Source organism: Pseudomonas lactis, from assembly GCF_001439845.1.
Lineage (GTDB): Bacteria > Pseudomonadota > Gammaproteobacteria > Pseudomonadales > Pseudomonadaceae > Aquipseudomonas > Aquipseudomonas lactis.
Window position 1 is genome coordinate 1 of the sequence record NZ_JYLO01000034.1, and the last position, 3,257, is coordinate 3,257.

At 53.0% G+C, this 3,257-nt stretch carries 3 protein-coding genes; 1 reads left to right on the forward strand and 2 read right to left on the reverse strand.

Going from position 1 to position 3,257, the window contains the following annotated elements:
* The first annotated feature begins 389 nt into the window (after positions 1 to 389).
* Positions 390 to 1,349, forward strand: coding sequence for a MobV family relaxase (mobV, locus tag TX24_RS30045; protein ID WP_057712109.1), 960 nt, complete (start codon positions 390 to 392; stop codon positions 1,347 to 1,349).
* A 144-nt stretch (positions 1,350 to 1,493) separates the two neighbouring features.
* Here the strand turns inward: mobV and TX24_RS30050 are convergent, their stop codons facing one another.
* Together TX24_RS30050 and TX24_RS30055 are read right to left on the reverse strand one after the other, a co-directional pair.
* The gene (locus TX24_RS30050) at positions 1,494 to 2,258 is read right to left on the reverse strand and encodes a hypothetical protein (protein WP_057712110.1); all 765 of its coding nucleotides are present in this window, start codon (positions 2,256 to 2,258) and stop codon (positions 1,494 to 1,496) included.
* Positions 2,259 to 2,340: 82 nt separating this feature from the next.
* Complete coding sequence (locus TX24_RS30055) at positions 2,341 to 2,913, reverse strand: replication/maintenance protein RepL (RefSeq protein ID WP_057712111.1); 573 nt, start codon at positions 2,911 to 2,913, stop codon at positions 2,341 to 2,343.
* Positions 2,914 to 3,257 lie beyond the last annotated feature (344 nt).

Here is a 3,257-nt window from a genome sequence, read left to right on the forward strand (position 1 = left end):
GAGATTCAAAGAATCGGGCTGTTCAGCTAGATCAAGGTGGCTCCCAGTGCAGTGACCGCGAAGCGGGCGATGTGCTGGGGGACGCCCAACAAGCGCAGCGCGTTAGGACGGTGGATCAAGCACCGCGATTCTTGATCCAGACCCAGCGGCCTTCCAGTCGCTGTGCGCCGTCCGAATCCGCGAAAGGAGATAGGTCGGAGTGCGGCTGCTTCGCTCCTTCACGCCGCCGCCTTCGGCCTGCGCGCTCCGCTTGCGGGCGATCAGGTCGGGGTTGATCTTGCTTTTGTCGTGGCTTTTCGAACGATCTTTGCGAAGCAAAGTCTAGTGAGTACACTTCCAATGAAGTGGCCCGGCGGAGCTAGGCTGATTTTGAGCGGATTGGGGATGACATGGCATACGCAATCATGCGAGCAAAGAAGCTCGCCAACATGGGCTCAGTGGCGGCCTCGCTGCAGCATTGTTACCGGGAACGGGAGACGCACAATGCTGACCAGGAGCGCACACCTGACAATCAGCACCTGGGCGCGAAAAGCACGGACGAAGCCATGGGCAAGCTGCGGGCTTTGCTGCCTGAGAAACGGCGCAAGGACGCGGTTCTGGCGGTTGAATACGTGATGACGGCCAGCCCTGAATGGTTCGACAAAGCGACACCAGAACAGGAAAAGGAGTTCTTTCAGCGCTCCCTGCAATGGCTGGCCGACAAGTACGGCGCCGATCGGATTGTTACGGCCAGCATCCACAGGGACGAGGCCACACCGCATCTGTCTGCTTTCGTAGTGCCGCTGACGCAGGACAAACGCCTAAGCGCCAAGGAATTCATCGGCAGCAGGGACAAGATGCGTGCCGACCAGTCCAGTTACGCCGGCTGTGTCGCTGATTTGGGGCTGGAGCGTGGGATCGAGGGCAGTAAGGCCACCCACCAGACGATCCAGCAGCACTACGCCGCCGTAGAGCGTGGCGTGAAGCCTTTGGCGGTGATTACACCGAAGGCCGTAGAGCCGCGGGTACTGCGCAAAGGGCTGTTTTCAAGCGATGTCGAGACGCCAGAGGTGGTGGCCGAGCGACTGACCAAAGCAGTCAACGATGGATTCGCAGGGACTATCGCCGTAGCCGCTACAGCGCTCCAGGAGCGCCGTAGAGCGAAAGAGATGCAGGATACGGCTCAGGACCTGAGAAACCGCCTAGAGTCGCTCCAGGGGCCTTTCAAGGGCCTTACCAAAGATCAGGTTAAGGAGGTGCTCAAGGTGGCCATGACTTTCCAGATGGAAAACAAAAAGGCTAAGGAGCAGAGCAAAGTGCATCGCCGCGAACAGGGCAAGAATGCGCCTGTTCGTGGACAATCACGCTGAAGATTTAACCTTTAACGTAGGCTCTAGCATTTTCTTTCTCTTACCGGTGCCCGTGCATAATTCACGGCTCGCAGCCATTTATCCGCAGCGACAAAGCCCGCAACACTAAAGATTGGGGCTTTCGCGTCAATGCGAGAAGTTCGGCTACTTGCTAGTTTCGTGTGTAACTAGAGAAGTATTGGTTTGATCTTTGAATACGGATAGGATAGCCCACCATTCATTGGATCGTTTAAGAGAAGCTTTGCCTACCATCGAAGTACGCTCCCAAACAGCCTCACCATCTAAAAAGGTCAGAGTAAACAGAGGGGCAGAAAATCTTTTTAAAACAACTTTTATTGCAATGGATGTAACTCCATGTGTAGTTGTGTTCTTACCATTTTTGCCAGCGATTGCTCCGACGATGGCGCCAGCTCCACCGGTGAGTACACCGCCTAATGCTGCGCCAGTAAGACTGCCGCCTATGCCTGATGTAGATTTTGACTCTATGGAGTCGTTGACCTCTAGCACTATCTCTATGATATCGGATGGGTAAATCACATGAGGCTGCTGGCCTGGTGAACACAAAATTATCTTCGAGTAATCCTGATTGATGGCAATCATGCCATTAGCACTTTGAAAGCTTTTAAATGGCTGGAATTGCGTGGTTTCCATAAAGCTATTAATGGTTGTCACATCGTTGTTAGCAGTTTCGGTAGCCATACGCTGAATCCAGAGATAAATAGCAGCGAATATGGCGGCGCACGGTGTGGTGATCCATAGTGTAACGGCGCAAGCTGTTGCCCAGGTCCAAAATATGAATATAAATATAAAAGTCGGGAGTGCAAACATTAAAGCACCAGCGACTGTTATGAACAAAAATAAGAATGTGTTACCAAACCATCCGAAGATGTGTCCTTTCCCAATTTCCATACCATTTCTTCCCTTAAAGTTTAGTTTTTTCCACTACTTCGAGGGTATCAGCGCCTGAAATGTGGTTTGTAATCGATCATCATCAATTCTCCTCGGAAGCTTCAATCGCGGCTGTTGCCGGGCTCAATGGCTTCCTCGAGCTTTTTCTACGATATTCGGTGATGAACTTTACGCGGTCACCCTTGAAGAATAGGGCCGGATTGACCCAAAAAGTGGATGGGGTGCGGGGGGCCAGAAATTGCTTGGCCAGAAGCTCTTTAAGGCCCCGCTGGAACGTCTTTTCGCTCATGTCCACGGACCGACCAGATAGGCCATCGTTGAACCACGCTAGCTCGATGCTTTCGGCAAATCCCTGGCGCATGGGGGATCGTTCGTATTCCTGCAGGACTAGCTGGAATACCCTAGATGCAGTGCGGCCAAGGTCGAATGCAGCGGCTACTCCAGCGGCGAAGACCTTCACGAAAGAGGCGTCGTCACGCTCGTCTACGGTGTAGATCGCAGCGGTTTGGCGGACCTCTCCAGTGCGTGTGCTAACCAGCTCCTCTGACGTACCCGTTTTTACATATCGCTTCTTCACCGTCACCTCTGTTGGCTCCAGCAAAGGGTTAGCCAAAGGGCTGTATTCGAGTTTGCGGAGGTTAATCGTTGCAGACATATCGGAAGCCTTTTTTGTCCTTTGGTGAGACACAAGCTAACCGCTCTAAAGACAAAAAACAATGCATTTATGTCTCATATTATCCTGAGTTTGTCTCGGCAGGTCCTAAGTTTGTCTCGAGATTTCCCGTGGCGTATGGGCGAAAAGGTCGTTTGCTTCTCACTCTGTTACTACGCGCTCTTGATCTGGCTCTTGATGCGCCTGTGATCTTGCTTCGGAGATTCAAAGAATCGGGCTGTTCAGCTAGATCAAGGTGGCTCCCAGTGCAGTGACCGCGAAGCGGGCGATGTGCTGGGGGACGCCCAACAAGCGCAGCGCGTTAGGACGGTGGATCAAGCACCGCG

Bases quoted from the DNA above. Each gene is read 5' to 3' on its own strand.
- mobV (WP_057712109.1), top strand. From the start codon at position 390: ATGGCATACGCAATCATGCGAGCAAAGAAGCTCGCCAACATGGGCTCA.
- TX24_RS30055 (WP_057712111.1), bottom strand. From the start codon at position 2,913: ATGTCTGCAACGATTAACCTCCGCAAACTCGAATACAGCCCTTTGGCT.
- TX24_RS30050 (WP_057712110.1), bottom strand. From the start codon at position 2,258: ATGGAAATTGGGAAAGGACACATCTTCGGATGGTTTGGTAACACATTC.